At 37.4% G+C, this 4,178-nt stretch carries 4 protein-coding genes; all 4 read right to left on the minus strand.

Features of this window, described 5'->3' with window-relative positions; genetic code table 11:
* Positions 1-87 precede the first annotated feature (87 nt).
* The 4 genes from ABDH28_00245 to ABDH28_00260 all read right to left on the minus strand — a co-directional run bounded on the left by ABDH28_00245 (position 88) and on the right by ABDH28_00260 (position 3,808).
* A complete protein-coding gene (locus tag ABDH28_00245; GenBank protein ID MEN2997459.1) occupies positions 88-888 on the minus strand; it encodes an SDR family NAD(P)-dependent oxidoreductase in 801 nt (266 codons plus the stop codon).
* On the minus strand, positions 885-1,484 hold the full coding sequence (locus tag ABDH28_00250) for a TetR/AcrR family transcriptional regulator (protein ID MEN2997460.1): 600 nt from the start codon (positions 1,482-1,484) through the stop codon (positions 885-887). Before ABDH28_00250 ends, ABDH28_00245 begins: the two co-directional genes overlap by 4 nt.
* A gap of 154 nt (positions 1,485-1,638) precedes the next feature.
* Positions 1,639-2,847, minus strand: a complete 1,209-nt coding sequence (locus ABDH28_00255) for a DUF58 domain-containing protein (GenBank protein MEN2997461.1) — start codon at positions 2,845-2,847, stop codon at positions 1,639-1,641.
* A gap of 1 nt (position 2,848) precedes the next feature.
* On the minus strand, positions 2,849-3,808 hold the full coding sequence (locus tag ABDH28_00260) for a MoxR family ATPase (GenBank protein MEN2997462.1): 960 nt from the start codon (positions 3,806-3,808) through the stop codon (positions 2,849-2,851).
* Positions 3,809-4,178 lie beyond the last annotated feature (370 nt).

Raw genomic sequence — 4,178 nt, forward strand, 5'->3', positions numbered from 1 at the left:
AAAAATATATAGGAGACCTCACAAAAAATTCAATTAGCAAAGTTTTAGATTACTCATACCCAAAGCTACCCTCCTAATTTCCACCAGTTACGCTGATAAGAAACCACCATCCACAGGTATTACCGCCCCATGAACATACGAAAATAGATCACTAACCAATGCTAATACCACTTTACCAATATCCTCAGGTTTACCTAGAGTCCTTGATGGAAGTCTATCCCAGAACCTACGACCTGACTTCAGTATTGAAATATCAAATTTCATCAGAGCCTTTTTAGCAATATTTTTAGTCCCCGGTGTAACAATACCTCCCGGCAGTATAGCATTAACTCTGAATCCCTTACGCGCATATTCCTTTGCCAAAGCCCTCGTAACCGCTATAACACCTGCCTTACTAGCAGTATAGTGAGTAAGTCCCTCAATAAACGGCAACACCGCTTCCACAGAAGAAATGTTAACTATCGTTCCACCTCTTCCCCTCTCAATATTCCTCTTTATCATAAACTGACACATCCAAAAACAAGATTTGAGATTAACATCTATAGCCCTATCCAAAAATTCCTCATCAACCTCTAGAAAGTCCCTAAACTGATACAACCCAACATTATTCACCAATATGTCTGGCTCTGCGTTTTTTATCTCATCCCACAACTTTTGCACCTCACCTCTGGAAGATAAATCGTAATGTAGCACCCTTATCTCCTTACCTCTCTCTTCAAAACTCTTCTTCAGATCCAGCAACAACTTAAAGTCGTAATCCACAGCATAGATTGTCGCCCCCGCCTCAGACAACACTTTTGCTATCCCTCTACCTATTCCACTTGCAGAACCCGTAACCATAGCTATCTTTCCCTCAAGAGATATAACATTAGCTTCTCTTTTGTTCATACCTCACCTCCCGAAAAATTACCTCCAGTAACCAGATAAAATATAACGCTAGATACCTTGTCAATATAGCTACTTTTCACCACTTCAAACTCCTCACCACCATACCCGCTTTCCAAGTGTATTATACCAGCAACTAGATTCGTCATTATAGCACAATCAACATAAGATAAGGTATCAGATAGACTAAATTTATGCCTTACTCTCAAAATCAAATCCTCAAACACTGACAACAACATCTTACCTACAGTAGTGCCAATTTTATCACCATATACAAACCCCTCTCTAAAAAATATCTTGACAACATCTCTGTGAGTCACAATATAATCAACCACATTCACAACAAGCATCCTTATAAAATCCCTTAGCGAAGAAAACGACGATATATCCATCTCCTCAATTATCCTATAAAACTCATCAATACTCTTTTTTATAATACTGACAAGTAGCTCTTCCTTACTAGAAAAATAGTAGTATATCATCGCTTTATTAATACCTGAGTTTCTTGCTATCTCATCAACAGAAGTAGCATCAAACCCCTTCGTTGAAAATAACTTCACCGCAGACAATATTATCTTATCCCTAGGCGAAACTTCCATAATACCTCCTATTTTTGTTAACTTACCGGTTAGTTAATAAAATTCTAAAGTAGTTCACCTCTAGCTCTCAACTTACCAAAAGGACAATTTCCATCCCTTAACAAAGGGTTCAATGATCAACCTAAGTTGGAAAGATCCGCATACTCAGTCATTATCATACCACCCTTTCTATTTGTATTGTATTTTCAACCTTCAGGGTATTAAAAGGTTTCATACTTCTGATATTGAATGTTTCAATTGATCTACTAGGATGAGTATTGTATATGAATATCTCGTGGCCTTTTCTTGAAATTTCGTAAAGAAGTAGAGAAATCTCTTCGTCAATCCTTGGTGTTATGAGCACTATAGCAGTTCCCCAAGGAATTTGAATAGACAGATTTCTAAGAGTTTGAAAAAGGGTAATTTTGTTTTGTGGATATATTCTAGCTAGAAGTTCAAACATATTGGATATATGTGTATTTCCATAGGAGATAGGTATTTCAAAAAAGCCTAAAGGATTTTCCACAATGGACTTGCCTTTTAGAGAAACTTTCCTCCTTATCTCTCCATTTGCAACCAGGCCTACCTCCTGATGATATCCATAAAGCTCAAATATAATAGTAGTAGCAAACTCTATACTAAACTCTTCGTAGTAGTCTGCATACTTCATATCATAGTCCTGATGATAGAGGTTAAGGATAACTATTGTTCCTGAGGAAACCGATGGATTGTAATAATTCACGTAGAGTTTATCATGCCTTGCAGAAATTTTCCAGTTTATTTTTCTTATCTCGTCACCATCCTGATATTCTCTTATTCCTTGTATTTTCGTTAGATCCTCAAATATGGGAAGTTTGTTCTTAATCTCACCGTAGGGTTGGAGAATGCTCTTATCAATCTCGCTGTGTGGGAGTATGGATGGAAATACTGTTACAAAGTCTACAGTATCAAACTCTTTGCTTAGGAAAGTTCTCATAAACAGATCTTTAAACTCTATCATCGTTGGTCCTAGGTGGTGATCACCTCTTTTACTTCCAACTATTCTGTATTTTAGGAGTTTTTTCGCCTTAGGAAGAAGGAAAAGAAAAAACGTTTCCTTCTGCTTGTGTGAAAGCTCCATACTCGTATAATCATAAACATAGGCAATAAGTGGGAATACTGTCTTATTTTCAACAACTATCCCAGCTGTAGTACTATCACCATTAAATATTTTGGTGTTCTCAATAAATCTTGACACCGCAATACCTTTCACTACCCTATCAGAATACACTTTATTAAAAAGAACTACGAGTATCCCTGAAACGACAACTAAGATGGTCTCATACAATGGAAAAAGGATAACTATAGCCAATACCAGCAGAAAAAGAAAGAAGTATCTCACCATATTAACTCGTCTTTACCTCTTCAACTGGCACTTCCACTGACTCTAAAATTGAGTTCAGGATATCTTCAGGCTTTATTCCCTTAAGTTTAGCTTCAGGTTTAAGAATAAGCCTATGTTTCAGGCATGGCACCACAACAGATTTCACATCCTCAGGAATGACATAGTCCCTTCCGTTTATTCCAGCAAGAGCCTGAGCCATTTTAAACATACTAAGAGACCCTCTCGGAGATGCACCTAATATCAAGCTTGGATGGTTTCTAGTTCTGTTGACTATATCAACTATGTATTTTTTCAGGCTCTCCTCAATATACACCTTTTTAACCTCTTCTTGTATCTCAACTATCTCTTTAGTGGTAGTCACCGATGATATGGTTTCTATAGGGTGAATTTCCTTCTGAGACGTTAGTATTTCAACCTCCTCCTCAGGATTAGGATAACCTAGAGATATGTTTATCATAAACCTATCCATCTGTGCTTCAGGAAGCGGAAACGTTCCTTCAAACTCAATTGGGTTCTGAGTTGCTAGAACTATAAAAGGGTTCGGAAGAGAAAACGTAAGCCCTTCAACCGATATTTGTATTTCCCCCATAGCTTCAAGAAGCGCAGACTGTGTTTTCGGAGTAGCTCTATTTATCTCATCCACCAAAAGAATGTTTGACACAATAGGACCCTTCTTAAACTCAAACTTTCTCGTTTCAGGATTGTATATTGAGATACCTATTATATCCGAAGGCAATAAGTCCGGAGTAGCTTGCACTCTTTTGAAAACACCACTTATGCTCTTAGCTATCGCCCTAGCTAACATAGTCTTACCCACCCCGGGAATATCCTCAATCAGAACATGTCCCCTTGAATACATTGACGCAAGTATCAGCTTTACTTGCTTGTTCTTACCAATTATCACCTTACTCACATTACCTATTATGTTCGCAGTCACTTCTTTAACCCTCTTTATATCCATCTCAATCCTCCATAAACCCAAAGAAATTCTAATCCAGAATCTCCCAAATTTCAACAAAAAAGGCAAAACGCAATAAAGCTAAGCTAAGATTTTTAACCTTCTTCTTACCCCCCCCTCTGGTCCTAGATGCTTCTTAGTCAAAAAAACTCCACTTTACACCAAGCTTTTTAGATGCTTATTGAGAAAAGTATTCACCCAGTCCCGTTAGGGACTGCGAGAAAAACAAAAGAAAACCTCACCTAATCGTTAAACCTCAGGACTTAACTTATTCAACCAAACCCCCGAATATTGACAAACAGTTTCCAAAAGCCGTATATTATTATTATATTAAGATTAAACCCTAAGGAGGTAAAAGCTTATGAAAAAAAGT

The organism is Brevinematia bacterium (assembly GCA_039630355.1).
Lineage (GTDB): Bacteria > Spirochaetota > Brevinematia > DTOW01 > DTOW01 > SKYB106.